This window comes from Ruegeria sp. BE1 (genome assembly GCF_056538885.1).
The window spans coordinates 365,234-387,963 of sequence record NZ_JBQFTY010000002.1 but is presented as its reverse complement, the minus strand read 5'-3'; the positions used below and the strand labels follow the sequence as shown (position 1 = coordinate 387,963).

The 22,730-nt window shown below is 58.9% G+C and carries 28 protein-coding genes and 1 pseudogene; 12 read left to right on the top strand and 17 right to left on the bottom strand.

The window, feature by feature from the left end:
- The first annotated feature begins 42 nt into the window (after positions 1-42).
- Positions 43-1,188: an iron-containing alcohol dehydrogenase gene (locus ACR0J5_RS08170; protein WP_480652171.1), complete on the top strand. Its 1,146-nt coding sequence runs from the start codon at positions 43-45 to the stop codon at positions 1,186-1,188.
- Positions 1,189-1,247: 59 nt separating this feature from the next.
- Positions 1,248-2,027, top strand: coding sequence for an alpha/beta hydrolase (locus ACR0J5_RS08165; protein ID WP_480652169.1), 780 nt, complete (start codon positions 1,248-1,250; stop codon positions 2,025-2,027).
- Here ACR0J5_RS08165 and ACR0J5_RS08160 read toward each other — a convergent pair.
- The 5 genes and pseudogenes from ACR0J5_RS08160 to ACR0J5_RS08140 form a co-directional block, all read right to left on the bottom strand.
- Complete coding sequence (locus ACR0J5_RS08160) at positions 2,017-2,361, bottom strand: hypothetical protein (protein WP_480652167.1); 345 nt, start codon at positions 2,359-2,361, stop codon at positions 2,017-2,019. The two genes, ACR0J5_RS08165 and ACR0J5_RS08160, sit on opposite strands and share 11 nt — an antisense overlap.
- On the bottom strand, positions 2,358-3,059 hold the full coding sequence (locus tag ACR0J5_RS08155) for an HNH endonuclease (protein WP_480652165.1): 702 nt from the start codon (positions 3,057-3,059) through the stop codon (positions 2,358-2,360). Before ACR0J5_RS08155 ends, ACR0J5_RS08160 begins: the two co-directional genes overlap by 4 nt.
- The gene (parE, locus tag ACR0J5_RS08150) at positions 3,056-5,014 is read right to left on the bottom strand and encodes a DNA topoisomerase IV subunit B (RefSeq protein WP_480652163.1); all 1,959 of its coding nucleotides are present in this window, start codon (positions 5,012-5,014) and stop codon (positions 3,056-3,058) included. Before parE ends, ACR0J5_RS08155 begins: the two co-directional genes overlap by 4 nt.
- A gap of 161 nt (positions 5,015-5,175) precedes the next feature.
- Positions 5,176-6,024 (bottom strand): annotated as a pseudogene (locus ACR0J5_RS08145) (type I restriction enzyme HsdR N-terminal domain-containing protein); the annotation flags it as partial.
- 18 nt (positions 6,025-6,042) lie between these two features.
- Positions 6,043-6,234, bottom strand: coding sequence for a hypothetical protein (locus tag ACR0J5_RS08140; protein WP_480652161.1), 192 nt, complete (start codon positions 6,232-6,234; stop codon positions 6,043-6,045).
- 174 nt (positions 6,235-6,408) lie between these two features.
- On the opposite strand from ACR0J5_RS08140, the gene ACR0J5_RS08135 reads away from it, so the two are divergent.
- Positions 6,409-7,017: a carboxymuconolactone decarboxylase family protein gene (locus ACR0J5_RS08135; protein ID WP_480652159.1), complete on the top strand. Its 609-nt coding sequence runs from the start codon at positions 6,409-6,411 to the stop codon at positions 7,015-7,017.
- Here the strand turns inward: ACR0J5_RS08135 and ACR0J5_RS08130 are convergent, their stop codons facing one another.
- Positions 7,018-7,893, bottom strand: a complete 876-nt coding sequence (locus tag ACR0J5_RS08130) for an alpha/beta fold hydrolase (RefSeq protein WP_480652157.1) — start codon at positions 7,891-7,893, stop codon at positions 7,018-7,020.
- Positions 7,894-8,015: 122 nt separating this feature from the next.
- Here ACR0J5_RS08130 and ppk2 point away from each other — a divergent pair, with 122 nt between their 5' ends.
- The gene (ppk2, locus tag ACR0J5_RS08125) at positions 8,016-8,939 is read left to right on the top strand and encodes a polyphosphate kinase 2 (protein WP_480652155.1); all 924 of its coding nucleotides are present in this window, start codon (positions 8,016-8,018) and stop codon (positions 8,937-8,939) included.
- Between the two features lie 94 nt (positions 8,940-9,033).
- Positions 9,034-10,398, top strand: coding sequence for an MATE family efflux transporter (locus ACR0J5_RS08120; protein WP_480652153.1), 1,365 nt, complete (start codon positions 9,034-9,036; stop codon positions 10,396-10,398).
- A gap of 8 nt (positions 10,399-10,406) precedes the next feature.
- On the opposite strand, the gene ACR0J5_RS08115 is transcribed toward ACR0J5_RS08120, so the two are convergent.
- Entirely contained in the window at positions 10,407-10,808 is a 402-nt protein-coding gene (locus ACR0J5_RS08115) for a hypothetical protein (RefSeq protein WP_480652150.1), read from the bottom strand.
- A 14-nt stretch (positions 10,809-10,822) separates the two neighbouring features.
- Complete coding sequence (locus ACR0J5_RS08110; RefSeq protein WP_480652148.1) at positions 10,823-12,025, bottom strand: pyridoxal phosphate-dependent aminotransferase; 1,203 nt, start codon at positions 12,023-12,025, stop codon at positions 10,823-10,825.
- A 91-nt stretch (positions 12,026-12,116) separates the two neighbouring features.
- Between ACR0J5_RS08110 and ACR0J5_RS08105 the strand changes: the two genes are divergently transcribed.
- From ACR0J5_RS08105 to ACR0J5_RS08095, 3 genes are all read left to right on the top strand, one after another.
- Positions 12,117-12,509, top strand: coding sequence for a helix-turn-helix domain-containing protein (locus ACR0J5_RS08105; protein WP_480652146.1), 393 nt, complete (start codon positions 12,117-12,119; stop codon positions 12,507-12,509).
- Positions 12,506-12,763, top strand: a complete 258-nt coding sequence (locus ACR0J5_RS08100) for a succinate dehydrogenase assembly factor 2 (protein ID WP_480652144.1) — start codon at positions 12,506-12,508, stop codon at positions 12,761-12,763. The genes ACR0J5_RS08105 and ACR0J5_RS08100 overlap by 4 nt, the downstream gene beginning before the upstream one ends.
- Before the next feature lie 77 nt (positions 12,764-12,840).
- Positions 12,841-13,338, top strand: a complete 498-nt coding sequence (locus ACR0J5_RS08095) for a MarR family winged helix-turn-helix transcriptional regulator (RefSeq protein ID WP_480652142.1) — start codon at positions 12,841-12,843, stop codon at positions 13,336-13,338.
- On the opposite strand, the gene ACR0J5_RS08090 is transcribed toward ACR0J5_RS08095, so the two are convergent.
- From ACR0J5_RS08090 to ACR0J5_RS08080, 3 genes are read right to left on the bottom strand one after another with little or no spacing between them, the layout of a single operon-like run.
- Positions 13,339-14,058, bottom strand: coding sequence for a DUF1194 domain-containing protein (locus ACR0J5_RS08090; protein WP_480652140.1), 720 nt, complete (start codon positions 14,056-14,058; stop codon positions 13,339-13,341).
- Complete coding sequence (locus tag ACR0J5_RS08085) at positions 14,055-14,759, bottom strand: DUF1194 domain-containing protein (RefSeq protein WP_480652138.1); 705 nt, start codon at positions 14,757-14,759, stop codon at positions 14,055-14,057. Before ACR0J5_RS08085 ends, ACR0J5_RS08090 begins: the two co-directional genes overlap by 4 nt.
- Positions 14,756-15,184 (bottom strand): VOC family protein, encoded by a 429-nt coding sequence (locus ACR0J5_RS08080; RefSeq protein WP_480652136.1) that lies wholly within the window; start codon positions 15,182-15,184, stop codon positions 14,756-14,758. The genes ACR0J5_RS08085 and ACR0J5_RS08080 overlap by 4 nt, the downstream gene beginning before the upstream one ends.
- A gap of 176 nt (positions 15,185-15,360) precedes the next feature.
- Here ACR0J5_RS08080 and thyX point away from each other — a divergent pair, with 176 nt between their 5' ends.
- Both thyX and ACR0J5_RS08070 read left to right on the top strand, forming a co-directional pair.
- Entirely contained in the window at positions 15,361-16,272 is a 912-nt protein-coding gene (gene thyX / locus ACR0J5_RS08075) for an FAD-dependent thymidylate synthase (RefSeq protein ID WP_480652134.1), read from the top strand.
- Between the two features lie 51 nt (positions 16,273-16,323).
- Positions 16,324-16,626, top strand: coding sequence for a hypothetical protein (locus ACR0J5_RS08070; protein WP_480652132.1), 303 nt, complete (start codon positions 16,324-16,326; stop codon positions 16,624-16,626).
- A 90-nt stretch (positions 16,627-16,716) separates the two neighbouring features.
- Here the strand turns inward: ACR0J5_RS08070 and ACR0J5_RS08065 are convergent, their stop codons facing one another.
- Positions 16,717-16,923, bottom strand: coding sequence for a cold-shock protein (locus ACR0J5_RS08065; RefSeq protein WP_008758035.1), 207 nt, complete (start codon positions 16,921-16,923; stop codon positions 16,717-16,719).
- Between the two features lie 215 nt (positions 16,924-17,138).
- Here ACR0J5_RS08065 and ACR0J5_RS08060 point away from each other — a divergent pair, with 215 nt between their 5' ends.
- The gene (locus ACR0J5_RS08060; RefSeq protein ID WP_480652889.1) at positions 17,139-17,456 is read left to right on the top strand and encodes an ArsC/Spx/MgsR family protein; all 318 of its coding nucleotides are present in this window, start codon (positions 17,139-17,141) and stop codon (positions 17,454-17,456) included.
- Between the two features lie 41 nt (positions 17,457-17,497).
- Positions 17,498-17,866, top strand: coding sequence for a hypothetical protein (locus ACR0J5_RS08055; RefSeq protein WP_480652130.1), 369 nt, complete (start codon positions 17,498-17,500; stop codon positions 17,864-17,866).
- A 1-nt stretch (position 17,867) separates the two neighbouring features.
- On the opposite strand, the gene ACR0J5_RS08050 is transcribed toward ACR0J5_RS08055, so the two are convergent.
- The 5 genes from ACR0J5_RS08050 to thrS form a co-directional block, all read right to left on the bottom strand.
- Positions 17,868-18,395 carry a DoxX family protein gene (locus tag ACR0J5_RS08050; protein WP_480652128.1) on the bottom strand — a complete coding sequence of 176 codons (528 nt, stop codon included), beginning with the start codon at positions 18,393-18,395 and terminating at the stop codon, positions 17,868-17,870.
- Positions 18,392-19,153, bottom strand: coding sequence for an HvfC/BufC family peptide modification chaperone (locus ACR0J5_RS08045; RefSeq protein ID WP_480652125.1), 762 nt, complete (start codon positions 19,151-19,153; stop codon positions 18,392-18,394). The genes ACR0J5_RS08050 and ACR0J5_RS08045 overlap by 4 nt, the downstream gene beginning before the upstream one ends.
- Positions 19,150-20,007 carry an MNIO family bufferin maturase gene (gene bufB, locus ACR0J5_RS08040; RefSeq protein WP_480652123.1) on the bottom strand — a complete coding sequence of 286 codons (858 nt, stop codon included), beginning with the start codon at positions 20,005-20,007 and terminating at the stop codon, positions 19,150-19,152. The genes ACR0J5_RS08045 and bufB overlap by 4 nt, the downstream gene beginning before the upstream one ends.
- A 70-nt stretch (positions 20,008-20,077) precedes the next feature.
- Entirely contained in the window at positions 20,078-20,365 is a 288-nt protein-coding gene (locus ACR0J5_RS08035; protein ID WP_480652121.1) for a BufA1 family periplasmic bufferin-type metallophore, read from the bottom strand.
- 222 nt (positions 20,366-20,587) lie between these two features.
- A complete protein-coding gene (thrS, locus tag ACR0J5_RS08030) occupies positions 20,588-22,546 on the bottom strand; it encodes a threonine--tRNA ligase (RefSeq protein WP_480652119.1) in 1,959 nt (652 codons plus the stop codon).
- Between the last annotated feature and the right edge of the window lie 184 nt (positions 22,547-22,730).

Genomic DNA, 22,730 nt, shown 5'->3' with positions numbered 1-22,730 from the left:
CCCCTCGCCAGAGCAGGCCTCAAACGACAAAGGAACGCTGACATGACACTTGTTGGAAACTGGTCCTATCCGACCGCGATCAAATTCGGCGCTGGCCGGATCAAGGAACTGCCCGAGGCCTGCGCTGCCGCTGGGATGAAACGCCCGCTGCTGGTCACGGATAAGGGTTTGGCCGATCTGCCGATCACCAAAGCCACATTGGACATTATGGAAGCCGCAGGGCTGGGCCGGGGTCTGTTCAGCGACGTGGACCCGAACCCAAATGAAAAGAACCTCGACGCCGGGGTTGCCGCCTACAATGCGGGCGGCCATGACGGGGTGATCGCGTTCGGAGGTGGCTCAGGGCTGGATCTGGGCAAGATGGTGGCCTTCATGGCTGGTCAGACGCGCCCGGTCTGGGATTTCGAGGATATCGGTGACTGGTGGACCCGTGCTGATGCCGATGTCATCGCGCCCATCATTGCGGTGCCGACCACTGCCGGGACGGGGTCCGAGGTGGGGCGCGCGAGCGTCATCACCAATTCGGAAACCCACGCGAAGAAGATCATCTTCCATCCCAAAGTGCTGCCGACGGTCGTGATCTGCGACCCGGAGCTGACGGTGGGCATGCCCAAATTCATCACCGCAGGCACCGGTCTGGACGCCTTTGCCCATTGTGTCGAGGCGTTCAGCAGCCCGCATTACCACCCCATGTCGCAGGGCATCGCGCTGGAAGGGATGCGGCTGGTCAAGGACTACCTGCCGCGCGCCTACGCAGATGGCAGCGACATCGAAGCGCGTGCTCAGATGATGAGCGCGGCGGCGATGGGGGCGACGGCGTTCCAAAAGGGCCTCGGCGCGATCCACGCCATGAGCCACCCGATTGGCGCGGTGTTCAACACCCATCACGGCACCACCAACGCGGTCTGTATGCCCACCGTGCTGGAGTTCAACGCCCCCGCCATCGCCGACCGGTTCCAGCAGGCGGCGGCCTATCTGGGCATCGACGGTGGCTTTGATGGCTTCCGCGCCTTTGTGCAGGAGTTCAATGACAGCTTCGCCATCCCACACAAGCTGTCCGATCTGGGCGTGACCGAGGCATCGATCCCCGAGCTGGTCAAAGGCGCAATCATCGATCCGTCCTGCGGTGGCAACCCGATTGAACTGACCGAAGACAACCTGACCGCGCTGTTCAAAGCCGCCCTGTAACAGGCTTGCCGAACGTATCCCTCACCTCGCATACTTGTGCTGAGGTGAGGGAGATTTTCATGACCAAAGACATTGTTCTGATCCACGGGGCCTTTGCCGGGCCGTGGTGTATGGAAAACTACGCCGGGTTCTTTCGCGCGCTTGGCTGGACGGTGCACACCCCCGCGCTGCGCTATCATGGCGGAGACCCTAAGGCCGAGCCCGATCCCGGCCTGACTGACACCAGCGTCATGGATTACGTCGACGATATCGCTGCGTTTGTGCAGGGGCTGGACAGCAAACCGGTTCTGCTCGGCCATGCCATCGCGGGTGTGGTGGCGCAGCAGGTGGCCTCGCGCGGATTGGCCAGCGCAATTGTCCTGATCAACCCAAACGCGGCCTGGGGGACGTTGCCCGAAACCGATGACGAACGCGCCGTGCCGCGTGCGTTGATGGAGGGCGGGGCGTTCTGGAAACAGCCCATGCGCGTCGATTTCGACCTGATGGCCCCCTTTGCGCTGAACAAGATGCCCGAGGCGCAGCAGCATGAGGTCTTCGACCAGCTTGGCCCGGAAAGCGGGCGGGTGATGTTCGAGATGTTCTTTTGGATGTTCGACGACCACCACGCGATGAAGGTCGATATCGACAAGGTCGACTGCCCGGTTCTGATCGTGTCGGGCACCGAGGACCGGGCCGTGAACCCCAACACCTGTCGGGCGTTGGCGAAGCTCTACGGAGACCGCGCGACGTTCCTGCCCGTCGATAACCACGCGCATTTTCTGTTCATGGAGCCGGGGTGGGAGGAGCCAGCGGGGCAGATCGCCGACTGGCTGGGTCAGAAATTGGACGCTAGCGGCTGATCTGAAAGCTGCTTTGGGGCTTCCAGCTCATCGTGCCATCGTCGTTTTTGACGCATCGCAACAGATGCTCCTCGCGCGCGCCAGAAGTGGCGGTGACAGTGTTGTCGCCAAAGATTACCACAAACGCATCCATCGAATACGCCATGCCCGCGTAATAGCAGAACTTGGTATCAGCCCCGTCAGGGATCGGGGAGGCGGTGGTCAGGGTCTGCTGCGCGGTCACTTGGCTGGCCAGCAGGGTCAGAGCCAGCCCGAGGGTAAGTGTGAACGAGATCAACGGGTTAGGCAAGGGTTTTGAGTGTGCAGCGATCAGGCCCGTAAGCCTGATGGTCACAAGGAGAGCTGGTATCTTTGTGTCAAGTTGCGGGCAATTGAATGTTTTTTCAATTCGCTGGGTAGCTTGATGGTTGTGTTGCGAAAACGATCATAGGTTTCATCAACTTGACTGGAAAAACTGACTTGAAAGCCTTCAGGTGAAATTTTCATCAAATCGCGGTCGAATAGCCTATGCAGATCAATTCTGAGTAATATTCCGTTGTCAGGATCGTCACACCCGTCAGCGCCTACAGGTATGATATGAGCTGCCTCGAGAGCTGGTAAGGTCCTGCATTGAGTAACGGGGCAAACCCCGCGCCAAAGCGAAATAGCTTCAGCACGAAACTTTGCCTGATTAGGTCTCGCTAAGGTGGGTTGAAGTTTTCTGTAGCGTTCGCAATCTCTTATGATGCTGTCTGCTCTGTGCGGAAGTTGAATCCATTTAAAGTCCAAACCTTCCAGCCAGGCACGTCCATTGTGTGATGTAAACTCACGCCTTACCGGATCTTGAGGATTTATTCCTCTTAGCTCCATTGCCTTCTTGATTAGCGCTTTTAGCGGGAAGAACTCGCCATCCGAAATCACAAAGTGATCTTTTGGCTTGCCTGCGCCAGCGGTGATCTCGTGTAGTTCTTTACCCTCTATTCTGGCTTTCTTAGCGATCTCGATTGCGTCTTCAATTGCAGATTTGTCAATGCCGTCGAAATACTTGCTCAAACATCCAACTCCTCCACAAACCGCGCGTTCTCCTGAATGTACTGGAACCGCAGTTCAGGCTTCTTACCCATCAGGCGCTCGACGAGGTCGCCGGTTTCTCCGGGTTCGTCCTCATCAATCGTGACGCGGATCAGTTTGCGCGAGGCGGGGTCCATCGTGGTCTCTTTCAGGTCCTTGGCGTCCATTTCACCCAGACCCTTGAAGCGGGACACGTCGATTTTGCCCTTGCCGCCCAGACCTTTTTCCAGCCACTCGTCGCGCTCGGCCTCGTCCAGACAATAGACGCGTTTGGCGCCCTGGGTCAGGCGATACAGAGGCGGGCAGGCCAGATACAGGTGGCCCGCGTCGATCATCGGCCGCATCTGGGTGAAGAAGAATGTCATCAACAGGGACGCGATATGCGCGCCGTCCACATCCGCGTCGGTCATGATGATGATCTTGTCATAGCGCAGGTCGTCGACGTTGAACTTGGTGCCAAGGCCCACACCCAGCGCCTGCGTCAGGTCGTTGATCTCGGCGTTGGTGCCCAGCTTGGAACTGGCCGCGCCCAGCACGTTCAGGATCTTGCCGCGCAGGGGCAGCAGCGCCTGCGTTTTGCGGTCGCGGCCCATTTTCGCGGAACCACCGGCCGAGTCGCCCTCGACAATGAATAATTCGGTGCCGTAGCGTGTTGAACTACTACAGTCCACCAACTTGCCGGGAAGACGAAGTTTCTTAGTGGCGGATTTGCGTTGTGTTTCCTTCTCGGCCCGTCGGCGCAGGCGTTCCTCAGCCCGCAGTATGAGGAAATCCAAGATCGCGCCGGCGGATTTCGTGTCCGCGGCCAGCCAGTTATCGAAATGGTCGCGGACCGAATTTTCCACCAGCCGTTGCGCCTCGACCGTGGCAAGGCGGTCTTTTGTCTGGCCGACGAATTCGGGCTCGCGGATGAAGCAGCTGACCAGCGCGCAGCCACCGGTGATCAGGTCATCGCGGGTGATCTGCGCGGCCTTTTTGTTGTTGATCAACTCGCCATAGGCTTTGATCCCCTTGAGGATCGCGGCCCAGAACCCCGCCACATGGGTGCCGCCTTCGGGCGTGGGGACGGTGTTACAGTAGGATTGAATGAACCCGTCGCGCGAGGGCGTCCAGTTGATCGCCCATTCGACCTTGCCGGGGGTGCCGAATTTCTCGGTAAAGTCCACGGTGCCGGCAAAGGGCTGCTCGGCATAGGTGGACGAGCCGTTCATCGTCTCTTTCAGGTAGTCCGATAGGCCGCCGGGGAAGTGGAACGTGGCCTCGGTCGGGGTTTCGCCGTCGTCGATATGGGACTTCCAGCGGATTTCAACGCCCGAGAACAGGTAAGCCTTGGAGCGGATGGATTTGAACAGCCGCGCCGGTTTGAACCGGTGTTGGCCAAAGATGTCGGGGTCGGCGTGGAACGTCACAGTCGTGCCGCGCCGGTTGGGGGCGGCGCCCACCTTTTCAACCGGGCCCTGCGGAATACCGCGTGAGAACCGCTGCTCGAACAGCGTTTTGTCGCGCGCCACCTGAACGACCATCGAATCCGACAGGGCATTCACGACCGACGCCCCCACGCCGTGCAAACCGCCCGACGTCTGATAGGCCTTGCCCGAGAATTTACCGCCCGCGTGCAGGGTGCACAGGATAACCTCAAGCGCGGATTTGTCAGGGAACTTGGGGTGCGGATCGATCGGGATACCGCGCCCGTTGTCGCGCACGGTCAGGGCGTAATCCGCGTGCAGCTCAACCTCGATCCGGTTGGCGTGACCGGCGACCGCCTCGTCCATCGAGTTGTCGAGGATTTCGGCTACCATATGGTGCAGCGCGCGCTCATCAGTGCCGCCGATATACATGCCGGGGCGTTTGCGGACGGGTTCCAGCCCCTCCAGCACTTCGATGGAGGAGGCGTCGTAGGTCGTGGTCGCGCTGGGCGTCAACAGATCGTCGGGCATCGGTGCTGCTCTTGTTCTTGGGTTTGGTCCCATTATGGCAGGTGATGTGGTCCGGGGGAAGAGGGGCGCGAGGTGTTGTAGTTGGTTTAGTGGCGCAGATTATCATCTGCGCCAAAACAGAAACCTCTCCGAAGGCGTGACTTGATCTATTCTAGGACTTGCTATTCGTAGGCCCTTATTGCGGCTTCCAGCGCATCAGTGTGCAGATATAGGTCTTCAACCGATGAAATTTTGTGTTTTTGTTCATTCTTCATTTCATCAAAAATGACGATGAACTTATTTGTTGGAGAGTTAAAGAACAGACGGCAGACGGGGCGACGGTTGTTGTCATCCATCAGAATTGCACAGTAGCTTTTGGCATCGCGTATGGTAATGCGCTCGACCCCCACAATTTTGGCGCCTATCGCGCGAATGATCCTGTGTGCCTCAATCTCTTCTTCAGTTGTGTTGATGTCACTATCGGGTGCGGTTTCGTCCCGTATATCCTCTGAGGAGGGGTTGGCTTTTTCTCCGAGTGTTATTGACAGGCGGTCCTGTATTCGGTTTCGGATCAAATCATCCATTGCCGATTGGATCGCGGGTTTGAGTTGCTCGGCAACACTTTTCGCAATCGGACCATCGTGTATTTGACGGCCAACAAGGCGAATGAACTCGTCGTCGGGTTCATCAAGCTGTTTCTTGAGGTAATTAGAAGCCGAGCGTGTGTATTTCAAAGTGGAAGCAGCTTCAATGATCTGATCAATCGCGAAGTTTTTCTTTTGAAAGCGCGACAGCTCTTCAACCTGATTTGCGTCGTGGGACTGAAAATCAAATTTGAAAAAAGGTCGTTTGTCCATCTTGTTTGGCGCGTCAGTGTCGGAGAAGAACCAAGCCTCGCGCCCATTGGTCAGAATGGCCAGCCGCGCCTCGGTTACCGAGAAATAGCGGAATAACTGGTTGAACTGCGCATCGCCGAGCTTGGAGGAAATTGGTTTGACTTCGACCAGCATGGCTAGCTTTCCGTCAATCTTAACTGCAAAATCGACCTTTTATCCTTTCTTCGTTCCGACATCTGCGACAAATTCTGGGACAACTTCACTTAGGTTAAATACGTCAAAGCCCCAAGCTTGCAATAACGGCAGCACGACGGACGTTTTCGTCGCTTCTTCTGTGATTGCTTGCCGCTCTGCCATTTTGGATCTTTGGGCAAGCTCTTCAATCTTTTGATAAAAATCACTCATAGTGTCACCTTGATATTATTTACTACACGTTCTGATGATCAAGGGGTGTAGGTCAAGGCAGTATTCTCCTTTGCATCGTTAAGAGCCAAGAGATGATGTGCAGCCGTCGGGACTCGAATTTCCAGTCCAACTGCGCTTACTGTGATCCCGATTTCAAAACGGAGAAGATACTACATGAGCTGGATCAAAACCGTGCCGTTTGATGAGGCGACCGACAAGTTGAAAAAGCTGTACGCGCGTGTGACCGGTCCCGACAACAACGTGGACAACATCATGATGGCACACAGCCTTCGGCCGCATTCGATGGAAGGCCATATGGTGTTGTACAAGAACGTGCTGCATCACTCGGCCAACAAGGTGCCGAAGTGGTTTCTTGAGGTGTTGGGGGTCTGGGTCAGCTCGCTGAACCGGTGCGGTTATTGCGTCGAACATCACTTTAGCGGGTTGCAGCGGCTCTTGAACGATCCCGCGCGTGGGAACGCCATTCGCGCCGCGATTGAGGCGGGTGCGCCCGACACCGCGCCGCTGGATGCAGCGCAGATCGCCGCGATGGGCTATGCCCGCAAGCTGACCGAGGCCCCGGCAGAGATGGTTGAGGCGGATGTGCAGGCCCTGCGGGATGCCGGTTGGGAGGATGGTGAGATACTCGAGATCAATCAGGTCTGCGCGTATTTCTCTTATGCCAATCGCACGGTGCTGGGTCTGGGATGTTCGACCAAGGGGGATATTCTGGGGCTGTCCCCAAACAACTCGGATGACCCGGACGATTGGGGGCACACATAATCAGGCCGCGATCCACTCCAGAATGGCCCGTGCCACGGCGTCGGGCCTTTGGTGATGCAGCCAATGGTCCGTATCGGGAATGTCGATGCGGGTCAGGTCGGGGGCGAAATCCTCTAGCCCGGCGGTGGACTCAGGCAGCAGCGCCTTGTCCTTCGGCCCCCAAAGCAGCAGGTGCGGGCAACGGACCATCAGGCGGTCCAACGGCAGGTCGGGCAGGTCGGTTCGTGGCGCTCCCGGTTCGGCGACGATCAGGGGTGAGGCGCGGTACCAGTTCAGCATGGCCTCGAGACGTCCGGGGCGGGCCCATTCGGTGCGGTATTCCTCCATTCGCGCATCCGACAACCAGTCGACACCCATGCCGAACCGAAAGAACTGTTCCAGCCGCGCGAAATCATTGGCCGAGAACTGCGACGCAGCATCCGGCGCACGCAGCGCGTGGATGTATTGCGAGGCGGCGGATTGCGCGCCTCCGGCCGCCATGGCGCGCTGAAACGGGACGGGGTGGACCCCGTTTGCGATGATCAACCGACTGACCAGATCGGGCCGAAACATCGCCAGCCCATAGGCCACGGACGCGCCCCAATCGTGGCCCAGAACAGTCATCGGAGTGTCAAACCGCCCCGCCAGCTCTGCCATGTCCGACACCAGCTGAGACAGCGTGTACTGACCAACACCCTCGGGGCACCAGCTTTGCCCATAGCCGCGCTGATCCGGGGCGATACAGTGGAAATCAGCAGCCAGATGCGGGGCAAGGTCGCTCCAGCCGCCGCCGTATTCCGGGAAGCCGTGCAGCATCAGCAGCGGTGGCAGGTCAGGGTTCCCCCAGCGGCGCAGAAAGAAGGGGTTGCCGTTCAGTGCGATGACCTCGGTGTCCACAAAACCCTCCTGACTCTTGGCGAAATGATGCGTTTTTCGCGCATCAATTTGACACCAATCAAAGCGCAAAAATACCTCTTCTGCTAGCCGTGTCCGCAGAGAACGAGAAAAGGACAAATTGAATGGACGCAGCGATCAAAACCGAAGAAAAGAAATCCTCTGTCACACTGGTGCCGACGCCGAAACCTGAGCCGTCGCCGCCCAGCCATGAAAAGATCCGGCAGGCGTTTGAAAGCGGCAAATACCCCTATGGCCGCAAGATGGCGCGCAAGAGCTATGAGGTTGAAAAGGCGCAGCTGCAGGCCGAATTGCTGAAAGTTCAGTTGTGGGCGCAGGAAACCGGCCAGCGTTTTGTGCTGCTGTTCGAAGGCCGCGATGCGGCCGGCAAGGGCGGCACCATCAAACGCTTTATGGAGCATCTCAACCCCCGTCAGGCCCGCGTGGTCGCGCTGAACAAGCCGACATGGGAAGAGAAGGGACAGTGGTACTATCAGCGCTACATTCAGGAACTGCCGACTGTTGGAGAAATGGTGTTCTATGACCGCTCGTGGTACAACCGCGCGGGTGTGGAGCGGGTCATGGGGTTCTGTTCGCCCAACGAGTATCTTGAGTTCATGCGCCAAACCCCCGAGCTGGAGCGGATGCTGGTTCGCTCGGGCATTCAGCTTTACAAATACTGGTTCTCGGTCACGCAGTCCGAACAACAGCGCCGTTTCAAAAGCCGTGAAACCGACCCGCTGAAGCAGTGGAAACTGTCGCCCATCGACAAGGCCAGCCTGAATAAGTGGGAGGATTACACCGAGGCGAAAGAGGCGATGTTCTTCTATACCGACACCGCCGATGCGCCCTGGACCATCATCAAGTCCAACGACAAGAAACGCGCGCGGCTGAATACGATGCGCCATTTCCTGTCGACATTGGATTATCCCGATAAGGACCATGATATTGTCGGCGAACCCGATCCGCTGATCGTCGGGCAGGCGCATCACGTGATCCATCGGTCCGAGCATATTCTGGGCAATACCCTGCACCCCGAGGCGAAATAAGCGGCGGCTTTGACTGCCCGAGCGGCAGGTCTCATATTGAAATTTCATTGATCCCCTCTTGTCCCGGCCTCTGGCCGGGCATATGGCTGGGTCAATGAACAAGGTGATGACATATCGCGGCCATTTCCGGGCCATCGCTGTGCTGGGCTTTCCGCTGATTGGCGGGCACTTGGCGCAGTTTGCCATCGGTCTGACCGATACAATCATGCTGGGCTGGTATGGGGTCGAGGCGCTGGCCGCGGTAACGCTGGCCAGCAGCTATTACTTTGTGCTGTTCCTGTTCGGGGCCGGGTTTGGTTGGGCCGTCATGCCCATGGTTGCCACCGCCGCCGCCGAAGAAGATGAAACCAGCATTCGCCGCTCGACCCGCATGGGGCTGTGGCTGTCGCTGATTTATGCGACCCTGATGATGCCGCTTTTGTGGTGGTCTTACCCGATCCTGATTGCGTTGAAGCAAGACCCGCAAGTGGCTGAAACTGCTGCGCAATACCTGCGCCTGGCAGGGTGGGGACTGTTCCCGGCGCTGATCGTGATGGTGATCAAATCCTATCTGGCGGCGCTTGAGCGGACTCAGATCGTTTTGTGGATCACTGTCACCGCCGCCGTGGTGAATGCGCTGACCAACTATGCGTTGATCTTCGGCAATTGGGGCGCGCCGGAACTGGGTGTGATGGGCGCGGCCATCGCGTCGGTCGTGACGCAGATCGTGTCGCTGGTGTTTGTGGTCATCTACGCGGTGCGCGTACTGCCCGAACACAGCCTGTTCCAACGCTTCTGGCGCCCCGATTGGGAGATGTTCGCCAGCGTGCTGCGTCTTGGTGTTCCCATCGGTCTGACCACACTGGCCGAGGTCAGCCTGTTTGCGATGTCTGCGATCATGATGGGCTGGCTGGGGCAGGTGCCTCTGGCGGCGCATGGGATCGCGCTGAACCTGGCCTCGGCCACGTTCATGGTGCATCTGGGCCTGTCCAACGCGGCGACGATCCGGGCCGGGAACGCTCTGGGGCGCAAGGACCGGCCGCATCTGGAAAAGGGTGCGATTGCGGTGACGGGGATGTCGTTGGTGATGTCAGTGCTGACCGTGATCCTGTTCCTGACCTGCGCCGAGCCTCTGATTTCGCTGTTCATGGAGCCCGACGATCCGCAGCGCCCGCAGATTTTGGCCATTGGCACCGGGTTGCTGGCAATGGCGGCGCTGTTCCAACTGGTGGACGGGGCGCAGGTGATTGCGCTGGGCCTGCTGCGCGGGTTGCAGGACGCCAAAGTGCCGATGGTGATGGCCGGGCTCAGCTATTGGGTCGTGGGAATCCCTGCGTCCTATTACTTTGGCTTTGTGCGCGGGATGGATGGAATCGGGGTCTGGCTGGGCCTCGTGCTGGGCCTTGCCTTTGCAGCCGTACTGTTGATGGCGCGGTTCTGGCTGCGCTCGGTCCGGATCATCGCGGTGCCCGCCCAGTAGGGGTGGCGCTAGCCCTTGGTCAGCCGGTCTGCCTTTTTGCGCACCAGAACCGTGCGCAGATCATGCATGGACAGCAGCAGACGGTCCGTCACATCCTCTAGCTGGTCATCTGTTGCCTTGGACTGCGCCCATTGGGTCGTCAGATTCATGTAGTCGACCGCGCGGTGAATATCGTCGAGGTCGCGCTGCGCCAGCAGGGCTTTGCGCGCTTCGATCCAGCGGGCGATCTCGGCCTGATCGGCATCGGTGAGGGTGCGCTGCCCCTGCGGCTTGACCTCGCCGTTGCGGATGTTGATGACCGCGATCTGCTCCATCTCGATCCGCTGCTGACGGTTTTCAGTGTCGATCCTGAAAACCGCCGCGCCATTCTCGCGGATGCGAAAGTAATATTCGGGCAGATCTGCGGTCATATGGTCCTCCGGCGTCAGGTCAGCGCAGCGCAGAAGTTTTGGATGCGGGTGCAAGCCTCGGTCAGCGCTTCGTCCGATGTAGCATAGCTAACCCGAAAATTCGGAGACAACCCAAACGCGGCACCAAAGACCACGGCAACGTCGGCCTCTTCCAGCAGGGCCGTGGCAAAGGCTTCGTCCGAGTCGATCACGGTGCCCGCCGGGGTGGTCTTGCCGATCAGTCCTGCAATGGACGGGTAGACATAGAATGCGCCTTCGGGCGTGGGGCATGAAATCCCGTCGATTTCATTCAGCTTGGACACCACCAGATCGCGACGGCGTTTGAAGGTTTCGGCGTTTGGCGCAAGGAAAGACTGCGTTCCATTCAATGCCTCAACCGCCGCCCATTGACTGACCGAGCAGGGGTTCGAGGTCGACTGAGATTGTATCTTGCGCATGGCCGCGATGATCTCAACCGGGCCCGCCGCATAACCGATGCGCCAGCCGGTCATGGCATAGGCTTTGGACACGCCGTTGCAGGTCAATGTGCGGTCATAAAGACCCGGCTCAACCTCGGCCGGGGTGCAGAATTCGAACCCGTCATAGGCCAGATGTTCATACATGTCGTCGGACATGATCCAGACCTGCGGATGGCGCATCAACACATCGGTCAGGGCCTTCAACTCGGCCCGGCTATAGCCCGCGCCGGTTGGGTTGGATGGCGAGTTGAAGATGAACCATTTGGTCTTGGGCGTGATCGCGGCCTCGAGCTGTTCGGGGCTGAGCTTGAAACTGTTCTCAAGCGTTGTCTCGACAACGACCGGAGTGCCCCCCGCCAGCAGCACCATATCCGGGTAGCTGACCCAATAAGGCGCGGGGATGATGACCTCATCGCCCTCATTCATGGTTGCCATCAGCGCATTGTACAGCGTCTGCTTGCCGCCTGTACCCACGGAAATCTGCGCAGGCGTGTAGTCCAGCCCATGATCGCGCTTCATCTTGGCGCAGGCAGCCTGTTTCAACTCGGGGATACCGTCGGGCGCGGTGTATTTCGTCTTGCCCGCCGCGATGGCCGCAACAGCCGCGTCCTTGATGTTTTGCGGGGTGTCGAAATCCGGCTCGCCCGCGCTCAGGCCGATGACATCGCGCCCGGCGGCCTTCAGCTCGGCCGCTTTCGCTGTCATGGCAATGGTCGGAGAGGGTTTGACGCGTGACAGTGTCGCAGACAGGAAACTCATGGTCGGCCTCGGTTTGTATGTTCAACTTGACTGTCATAGGGTGCGCCTGAACGACGATCAAGCTGTATGAATTTGAAACCAGGAGACCCCGATGAGCGACGAAACTGACTGGTACGGAGCCGAGGCTGCAACATTCGGGGACAGGCTGGCCGGTGCACGCGAGGCGGCAGGGATGACCCAGACCCAGCTTGCCCGCCGTCTTGGGGTCAAGAAGGCAACGATTGTTGCCTGGGAAAACGATCTGTCCGAGCCGCGTGCGAACCGGTTGTCGATGATGGCGGGCATGATCAACGTGTCGATCATGTGGCTGTTGACCGGCGAGGGCGAGGGCATGGACGCGCCTATCGACGAAAACGCGCCCGATATGGAGCTGGCGGACGCCGTGGCCGAGTTGCGCGCAATCCGCGGCGAGATGCGCGCCTGCGCCGAGCGCGCAGCACGTTTGGAAAAGAAGCTGCGGCTAATGTTGGAGCAGAGCCAGTGACCGAGACACGCGAGGTTCGGATCAAACGCATGCAGATGCGATCCATGCGACGCGGTATCAAAGAGATGGACTTGATCCTGTCCGCCTATGCCCAGCGCAACCTTGATCAGATGGATGCAGACGGTCTGGATGTGTTCGATGCCCTGCTGCATGAAAATGATCAGGACCTCTATCAATGGGTCACGGGGCAGGTGGCCCCGCCCGCGGTTTTTGGTGATCTCATCGCGGATATCGCGCAGACCTTTCAAAAATAAAGAAAATCCGGCTTAACCGATTTTTCGGGATTTCGATTCATGCTGCCTGAAACTGCGTGACTGAATCGGAGGATCGGATGAGTATGGAAATGCAGGTCTCCGGGCCGGAAACCAAAGAGTTTATGACCAGCTATCTTGAGGCGCTGGCACTGGTCGAACGTTTGCACCGGCTGTTGCTGGACGTCATCAAGGATGAGTTTGAGCGGGTTGGTGTATTGGAAATCAACGCGGTGCAGGCCCTGTTGTTGTTCAATATCGGCGATCATGAGGTCACGGCGGGCGAGCTGAAAAGCCGGGGTTACTATCAGGGCAGCAATGTCAGCTACAACCTCAAGAAACTGGTGGAAATGGGCTATATGCACCACCAGCGATGCGAGATTGACCGCCGCTCGGTCCGGGTGCGTTTGACGCCGCGTGGACGTGAGATCCGGGATATTGTCACCCAGCTGTTCTCGCGCCATGCCGAAGGGCTGCAGTCGCGCGGGGTGCTGGGGTTGGACGGGATCGACGACATTGCCACCTCGCTGCGCCGGGTTGAACGGTATTGGACGGACCAGATCAGATATATCTACTGATCAGCGCAGGGGGGTGCCTGCGTCGGACAGGATCAGCCCCTCCAACTCGCGCAACAGCTTGCGGGTCATCGCCTCCTGATAGGCTTCGAACCCCAGCGCGACCTCGACAAAGGCATCGGGGCCCAGAATGACCGACGTTTTGTAGTAGGCGGACAGCTCGCTAATCTGCACAAACCGCATGTCGCCCGGTCGGGGGCTGTCTGTGCCAATGACAAGCCCGTTGATCGTGATGCCCAAATGCGCCAGCTCGGCTTTGGTCGCCTTGGGATGAGGGCCAAGATTGTGTTTCCCATCGCCAGACAGGTCCAGCGTGCGTGTCCAGCAACGCGGTTGCTGCGACAGCAGATCGGCCCCATAGGCCATTGCGGCACCGACAGCAGTGCCCTGCGGCGCCGCGCTGCGCAAGGTGGAGTTGAGCCGGGAGCTGATCTGATTCAGATCGTCATAGGATCGGATTTCGGTCCAGTTGAGCAGTAATCTTTGATGGCCCGGTTCGCTCCATTCAAACACGGCCAGTCGCACGGGGGCCGACGGGTTGGACAGGATGAGCTGCGCCACCTCTGGGGCTTGCAACGCAGCGGCCAGACCATCCAATTGCAGACGATATTCGCGGCTGTCGACGGACCCCGACACATCCAACCCCAGCGCCAGGGCCTGCCGACACTCGGCCACGGCTGGCCCGGCGGTCAGGGCAAAGAGGGTTGCCAGCAGTCGGATCATTGCGGCGCGTTGTTCTGAAGGGCCCCGATCTGCAGACCCTGCAATTCACGCTCCAACTTGCGCCGCATCGCGCGTTCAAAGTCCTCGAACCCCTGCGCGATCTCAAGAAAGGCTCCGGGGCCGTGCAGCACGTTGTTTTCAAAGAAGGGGATCAGAAACAGCTCACCTTCGAAATCAGCGGCGTTGATCACCAGCCCATTGACCACGACGTCCTGAAAGGGGAAATGCCGATAGGCCGATTGGGGGCCATAGCCGTCATTGTTGGATCCATCCCCCGACAGATCGATGGTTTGGAACAGGCAGGGCGGGGCCTGCTGCATCAAGGTCGCACCAAAGGCCAGTGCATACCCCATCGCCGTGGCCGACCCGCTGTCAGACCGTACGGATTGCCGGATGGTTGTGGCCGCCGCAAGCAGATCAGCTTGCGTGTCGATCATGCTCCAGTTCAGGATGACATGCTGTGTGGACCGACCGCTCCATTCATAAACTGCCAGCGCGACCGGCATCGGGGACGAGAAAAACGCCTCGGTCACTTCGGGCGCGACCAGCGCCGCCGCCAGGCCCTGACGCTGTAGCGCGTCTTCGGCCGCATCGACCGAGGTCGAGATGTCTATCGCCAAAGCAAGGGCAAGGCGGCAGGTCTCGGCCCGAAGCGGGCTGGCCAGGACGGCCAGCCCCAATACTGTCAACCAGCGGATCACCAGTGACCGGTGCTTTCCATGCTGACCCAGGGTTCAGCTGGGTCCAGCGCGTCGCCGTTTTGCAGCAGTTCGACCGAGATATTGTCGGGCGAACGTACAAATGCCATCCGACCGTCACGCGGCGGGCGGTTGATCACAACACCATTGTCCTGCAGTTTCTGGCACATGTCGTAGATGTTATCGACGCCATAGGCCAAATGGCCAAAGTGGCGGCTGTCGCTGGGCAGGGCATCGTCGCCATCCCAGTTATAGGTCAGCTCGATCGGCCGATCCTCTTGCCGCGGAGGCGCCATGAAGATCAGCGAAAACCGGCCCTGTTCGCTGTCATAGCGGCGGGTTTCCTTCAGGCCCAGCAGTTCATAAAACGCCATCGACTTCTCCAGATCCTTCACGCGGACCATGGTGTGAAGATATGTCAGCCCCATTGCGGCTTCCTTTTTTGTTCAGGTGATGCCAAGCACCTTAGCGCGCGATTGATACGAGTCGAGGGGTCGCACGGACACAATTTGGCGCTTACGCGATCATGCGCACATATCGCGGTTCCTGTCTGTGTCTTGCCGATATATAGTGGTGCGCGACTCATTGCTGGAAAGGAAATTTCATGCCGCTGTCCCCAGACCAACTGGCCGAGATCGAAGCGCAACGGGCGCAATCGCATCCAACACGCCGCGTTGTGGCCGCCGGGATGGAGGATCATCTGTACACTGCCCATCAGGTTCTGGACCATGGTTTCGTGCGGGTCATCGACTATATGGGCGATGATGCGGCGATCTGTCAGGCGGCGCGGGTGTCTTACGGCAAGGGCACCAAATCGGTGCAGAATGACGAAGGGCTGATCCGCTACCTGATGCGCCATTGGCACTCGACCCCGTTCGAGATGTGCGAGATCAAGCTGCATGTAAAACTACCCGTTTTCGTGGCCCGTCAATGGATTCGTCATCGGACGGCCAATGTGAACGAATACTCGGCCCGTTATTCGATTCTGGATCGTGAGTTCTATATCCCCGCACCCGACCACGTGGCGGCGCAATCCGAGGTCAACAATCAGGGGCGGGGTGAGGCCCTGCAGGGGGAAGAGGCTGCGCGTGTGCTTGAGATGCTCAAGGCCGACAGCGTGCGGTGCTATGACAATTACGAGGCGATGATCAGCCAGAATGGTCAGCAGGGGTTAGCGCGCGAACTGGCGCGGATGAACCTGCCCGCGAATATCTATACGCAGTGGTACTGGAAGGTCGACCTGCACAACCTGTTCCACTTCCTGCGTCTGCGCGCGGACCCGCATGCGCAGTACGAAATCCGCGTATATGCCGACATGATGTGCAAGATCGTCGCCGACTGGGTGCCCTTTGCCTACAAAGCGTTCGAGGATTACCGCCTGGGCGCGGTCAACCTGTCGGCACAAATGGTCGACAGCCTGCGCCGGATGCTGGCGGGTGAGGCCGTGACGCAAGAGAATTCAGGCATGACCGCGCGGGAATGGCGCGAGTTTGAGGCCGTGATCCGCAAGGATTGATCGCATATCGTTTGTCTATACAGAGTGTCATGATTTCGTTACAATCGGGACATGACCCTGTTCTCTGCACTCCGCCCCGTTTGCCTGCTGGCCATGCTGGCGCCCGCCGTTCAGGCAAAATCCCCAATTGCCGAGGTTCTGTGTGAACCGACGTCGCGGATGCACGAAAAGCTGGAGCGGCAGTTCGGATCGGAACGGGCGGCGACGGGCATGCGCGGACCCGAACAAGTGATGGAGATCTGGACCAGCAAGTCAGGCGATTGGACGATGGTTGTCACCTATGCGACTGGCACGTCCTGTATCGTGGCGATGGGCGAAGACTGGTTCACTCATACCGGGCACGATCCGGCATAAGGGAAAGGTCTTGGAACCTTGGGGAATTGGTCAACGGCCGGAAATTGGCCGTTGTCCTGATTTGCTGAGCCGCCCAGGGGCGGTGGTCTCTTACAACGGCTTCAAATCAGCGGCCATTTGGCGGCCATCACGTCCGTCTTGCAGCTCGTATGAGACTTTTTGATTGTCGGCGAGCCCGGTCAGACCGGACCGTTCAACGGCCGAGATATGAACAAATACGTCCTTGCCACCTTCATCGGGGGCAATAAACCCGTAGCCTTTCGTGGTATTGAACCATTTCACGGTGCCAGTTGGCATTTCCCGTGTCTCCTTCTACTTACACGTTGTCCCACAAATTGGTGGGGGCAGTGATTGACGCCGCCGCAACACATCACAGTATCGCCCACACGATGCTGCCCGAATTGCGTGTTTCGTCTTTTTCAACATTGCACGGTGAAGTAAAAAATCAAGAATTACCGGAACACACAGGCAAATTTGCCCAAAAATTGAACCAAAGACAGGACCCCGTCAAAATGCAGCTTTATGGCCTGAAAAACTGTGACACCTGCCGTAAGGCCTTGAAATCCCTTCCAGATGCCGAATTTTTGGACGTTCGCGCCGACGGTGTGCCTGTCTCGGTGCTTGAGCGGGCTTTTGAAGCTTTCGGCGGGGCTTTGCTCAATACCCGTTCCACCACATGGCGCGGATTGGATGAGGCCGAGCGCGCGCGTCCCGCGCTGGACCTGTTGGCCGAGCATCCGACATTGATGAAACGACCCTTGATCGAGCGGGACGGCACGCTGTTTCTGGGTTGGACTGCAGAAACCAAGGCAGGGCTTGGTGTTGCGTGATGGCATGCCTATGTGAAGAGGCGTAAGTCAGAGGATTTTGAATGCGCAACGCAGCTATGATTTTGGGTGTCATCGCCGGCCTGATCGGTATGATCGTGGGCTTTGTCGGCTATGGCTATGTCGAACTGGTCGACCGCTATGGCGAGATTGAGGGGCTGGCCGAACAGGTAGACAACGCACAGCTTATACAGATCGCGTCGATCCTTGCGCCACTGTTGGCGATCGCCGGGGGCGCGATGGCCCATGCACGGGCGTTGATCGGGGGGCTTTTGCTGCTGGTTTCAGCGGCGGGGATGTATTTTGCCTTTGGCTTTAACGTCTTCACCATGTTCCCGGTGGCGTTTGCCGCAGTGGCGGGGGTCCTTGGGCTGGCCGCGGGTAAACCGGACGAGCCCAAGGCACATTTCTAAATCACTTGATGCGCAGGATGCGATCCACCGACAGCGGTCCTGCGCCATTGATCACGATCATCAGCAGCAGGAAGGTCCACAGCGTGCGCTGATCCAGAACGTTCGGTGCCGCAGTGAACCAGCTACCCAGTGCAGCTCCGTGGCCGGACACGTCAACAATTGTCTGAACCCAGACAAATCCAATCATGCCCAGCGCCGCGACGCGCGACAGCAGGCCGATCACCAGCAAAGCGGGCAGGATGAACTCGGCCCAGGTTCCGGCCAGGGCGACAATCCAGTGGCCAAAGCCCAGCTGCGAGCTGTCATAGCTGACTGCTTCCATCGCTTTGGGGAAGATCTGCACATAGGCCCCGTCAGACGGGCGCAGAAAGCCGAAAATCCCGTTGCCCAGTTTCGTTGTTGCCGAGTTCCAGTAGTAAATCAGCAAGGTTGCCGCAAAAACCAGCCGGGCGAGGGTCGGGGTCAACCAGCCAGAGGTCACCTCCAACCGTCCCAGGGTGTTGTTGTGTAATGAGATCAGCGCGGTCATGTCGCCAGCCTTTCGATAGTCACAGAGTTTATTGCGCCGCCCTGCAGAAGCAGCGCAAGAGTGGCCCCCAGATCAAATTGGGGAAATGTCGCCGCCGTTTCTTCGTATGCGGCACCAATGGTTCGCCCTGCCTGAAGGCCAGCAATCCACGATGCACCGCCTTCGGGCAGCAGGTTTGGAATAGGATCGTAATCGGGCCGGGTGATCAGAACGGCCTCGGGGCCGGGCTCTGGTTTTGGCGCACCCTCTTTCGAGTTGTACTGCCAGATCGAAAACACCGGCCAATCTGAGTTTAAAATCTGCATCGCGGGGGCAAAGGTCAGTTGCGCCCGCATAATTTCTTCTGGTGGCAGGGCCAGCGTATCAGCCGGGGCCGGGGTACTGTCTGCAGCATGGTAAGACCGGCGCAGGGCCAGTTCCAGTCGCGCAACATCCGGCAGGTAGCCCAGATGGGACAGCTGCTCCATCCCTGCAAGAAAATCTGGAAACGCCTCGCCGTAAAACATCATCAACGGCGATGTGGGCGGGTGCTTGCGCAGGAACATCCCCGACAGGCCATCCATATTCTGGGTGCCCAGCAATTTGGTGATCACGGGAAACGCCTGATGCATCGCCTCGGTCAGAGACACGGCGACATTGTTGCGATAGACGCTGAACCGCCGCCCGGCTGGTCGCGCCTGTGCATCCTGCAGGCCATCGGGAACCGTCTTGGACGGGTCCAGCAGGGCAGAGTGGAAAGTGTCCTGTGAGACGCTCATGCCGGGATGCGATCCAACGCCAGCTGGGCGCGCTCTGCCTCGGCCCGCAGAACGGGCCAGTCCGGCACATCGGTGTCCCATTCGATCAGCACAGGTTTCGGACCTGACCGTTCCAGCACATAATCCAGAAGGGCCCAGACGGGATCAACCACCTCGCGCCCGTGGCTGTCGATCAGCAGGGGGCGGCCGTGGTCGTCCTCGTCCTCGTCATGACCGCCCAGATGAATCTCACCCACCTGATCCAGCGGGTAGGCATCGATGTAACCTTGCGGTGAGAAATCCAGATTTGTGGCCGAAACAAAGACGTTGTTTACATCCAACAGCAGGCCACAGCCGGTACGGCGCGCGATTTCGCGCAGGAAATCAGGCTCGGACCAGGTGCTTTCCTCAAACGCCAGATAGCTTGAGGGGTTTTCCAGCAGCATCTGCCTGCCGACCGTGTCCTGCACCAGATCGATATGTTCGCAAATCCGCGCAAGCGTTGCGTCGGTATAGGGCAGGGGCAGCAGGTCGTTCAGAAAGTGACTGTCATGGGTCGACCACGCCAGATGTTCGGAAAAACTGGCAGGGTTCAGCCAGCCTACAAGATGTTTCAGCCGGGCCAGATGATCTGCGTCCAGCGGGCCTTCGCCGCCGATGGACAGGCCAACACCGTGGACCGAGATCGGAAACTGTTCGGACAGGTGGCGCAGTTGGGCCAGCGGTCTGCCGCCATCGCCCATGTAGTTCTCGGCATGGATTTCAAGCCAGGCAACCGGCTGCGCATGGTCCAGAATTTGCGCGAAATGCTGTGGCTTGTACCCAACTCCGGGTGCCGCAGGCAGCCGGTTCGGTCTGGTTGTGTGATCCAACATGTGCTTGCCCTCCAGTCACGAAAAAGAGGCGGGCGATATGGCCCGCCCCTCGGTCTTGGATTGCCGTGGCTTATGCCGGCAGGTCGCGGTCCAGCGGCTCCAGCGAACCTTTGCGGTTGTCCGGCAGTTCGATATCGGCGCAGGTGCCCGCGTCGACCAGAGTCCAGGCGTTGCCCTGGTAGTCTACGGTCGAGGTGCCCGCACAGGTGGTGCCGGGGCCAGCGGCGCAGTCGTTCTGACCGGCCAGCGAAACGCCATAGCATTTCTCTTTGGCTTGGGCTGATGCGGTGGTGGCAACGCCAGAAACGGCGGCTGCGACTGCGCTTGCGATAACCAGTGTTTTTGCGGTGTTCGACATCTCGGTAATCCCTTTTGATGACTGCGTATGTCTGCTTGTGACAATGACAAAGGTAGTGCTTGTGAGCCAACAGTTGAATTCACGAGCCCGTGTCTCACAACCCCGTCAGGATATGTCATGGCCTATTGCAGGTTAACATATTGTTTTTGAAATCGAAAATGGAAAATATTTCAATCCGGCCCCTATTTGGGGGCCGGATTCCCGGCGGTATGTCGCCGAATGTTACAGCAGATCGGGCGGAGTTGCCGCCTCGGAAAGCTCAATTGTTACAGCCTCAAGTGACTGAACCTGCGTCTGTTTTTCACCCAGACGCCGAACGCTGACGGTGCGGTCTTCAACTTCGCGGTGACCGACGGCCAGAATAACGGGCACTTTACCGACCGAATGCTCGCGAACTTTGTAGTTGATCTTCTCGTTGCGAATATCGGCCTCGGCCCGCACGCCAGCGGCTTTCAGCGTTTCGACCACCTCGGCCACATACGGGTCCGCCTCGGACGTGATCGAGGCGACGACGACCTGACGCGGGGCCAGCCAGAACGGCAGCTTGCCCGCATGTTCTTCGATCAGGATGCCGATGAAGCGCTCGAAAGAGCCCAGCGTCGCCCGGTGCAGCATGAACGGGCGGTGTTTCGCGCCATCCGCGCCGATAAAGCTGGCGTCCAGACGTTCGGGCAGGTTTGGGTCAACCTGCAGCGTACCGCATTGCCACGTCCGGCCGATCGCGTCGGTCAGGGTGAATTCCAGCTTGGGGCCGTAGAACGCGCCTTCGCCTTCGAGAATCTCATAGTCGTACCCGGCGGCCTTACAGGCATCGCCAAGGGCCTTTTCCACCAGATCCCAACTTTCATCCGACCCGATCCGCTTTTCCGGGCGGGTGGACAATTTGATCGTCCAGTCATGGAAGCCCAGATCGGCATAGACCTTGGACAGGAAAGCGATGAACTTGGCGGTTTCAGATTCAATCTGATCTTCGGCACAGAAGATGTGGCCATCGTCCTGCGTAAACCCGCGCACCCGCATGATCCCGTGCAGCGCGCCCGAAGGTTCATAGCGCGCACACGATCCGAACTCGGCCATGCGCAGGGGCAGGTCGCGATAGGATTTCAGACCCTGATTGAACACCTGCACGTGGCAGGGGCAGTTCATCGGTTTCAGCGCGTTGATCGCCTTTTCGCGGGCATGATCTTCGTCAACCTCGACGATGAACATGTTTTCCTGATACTTGTCCCAGTGGCCCGACGCCTCCCACAGCTTACGGTCGACAACTTGCGGGGTGTTCACCTCGACATAGCCGTCGCGTTCCTGCATCCGGCGCATATAGTCCTGCAGGGTGGTGTAGATTTTCCAGCCATTGGGATGCCAGAAAATCTGGCCGGGGGCCTCTTCCTGCATGTGGAACAGGTTCATCTCGCGGCCCAGCTTGCGGTGGTCGCGCTTGGCGGCCTCTTCCAGCATGTGTAGGTGGGATTTGAGCTTTTCCTTGCCGGTGAAAGCCACGCCGTAAATACGCTGGAGCATGGCGCGGTCGCTGTCGCCGCGCCAATAGGCACCGGCGATGGACATCAGTTTGAACGCATCGCCGGGCAGTTGGCCGGTGTGCTGCAGGTGCGGGCCGCGGCACAGGTCCTGCCAGTGGCCGTGCCAATACATGCGCAGCGGCTCATCGCCGGGGATCGCTTCGATCAGCTCAACTTTGTAAGGTTCGTTATTGGCCTTGTAGAACTCGATCGCGCGGTCACGGTCCCAAACCTCGGTGGTGACGGGGTCGCGCTTGTTGATGATCTCTTTCATCTTTTTTTCGATGAGGCCGAGATCTTCGGGGGTGAAGGGTTCTTCGCGGTCAAAGTCATAGTACCAGCCGTTGTCGATGACCGGGCCAATGGTGACTTTGGTCGCGGGCCAGATTTCCTGCACGGCGCGGGCCATGACGTGGGCCAGATCGTGGCGGATCAGCTCATTGGCCTGATCTTCGTCCTTCATGGTGTGGATGGCGATGTCGGCATCGGCATCGATGGGCCATTGCAGGTCCCAGTGCTTGCCGTTCACCGTGGCCGAGATTGCCTTTTTCGCGAGCGAGGTTGAAATATCGGCAGCGACCTGCGCGGGCGTTACGCCTGCGTCATAGGAACGTGCATTGCCATCGGGAAAGGTGAGAGAGACGGATTTTGAATCCAGGGCCATGTTGGCTCTCCTCGTCGGTTTGGCGCCCACTGAACGCCCGGTTGCGGGTTATTTGCGTTTGGCTGCTTTGGCAGTTGGGGGGGAGTGTGTCAAGTGGTGGAGCGAGGGGCGCCGCCCCTCGCGCTCCCCGCCGTATTTGGAACAAGAAGAAGCAGGGGGCGATTGCGCTTGGGAGTGGCGCGTG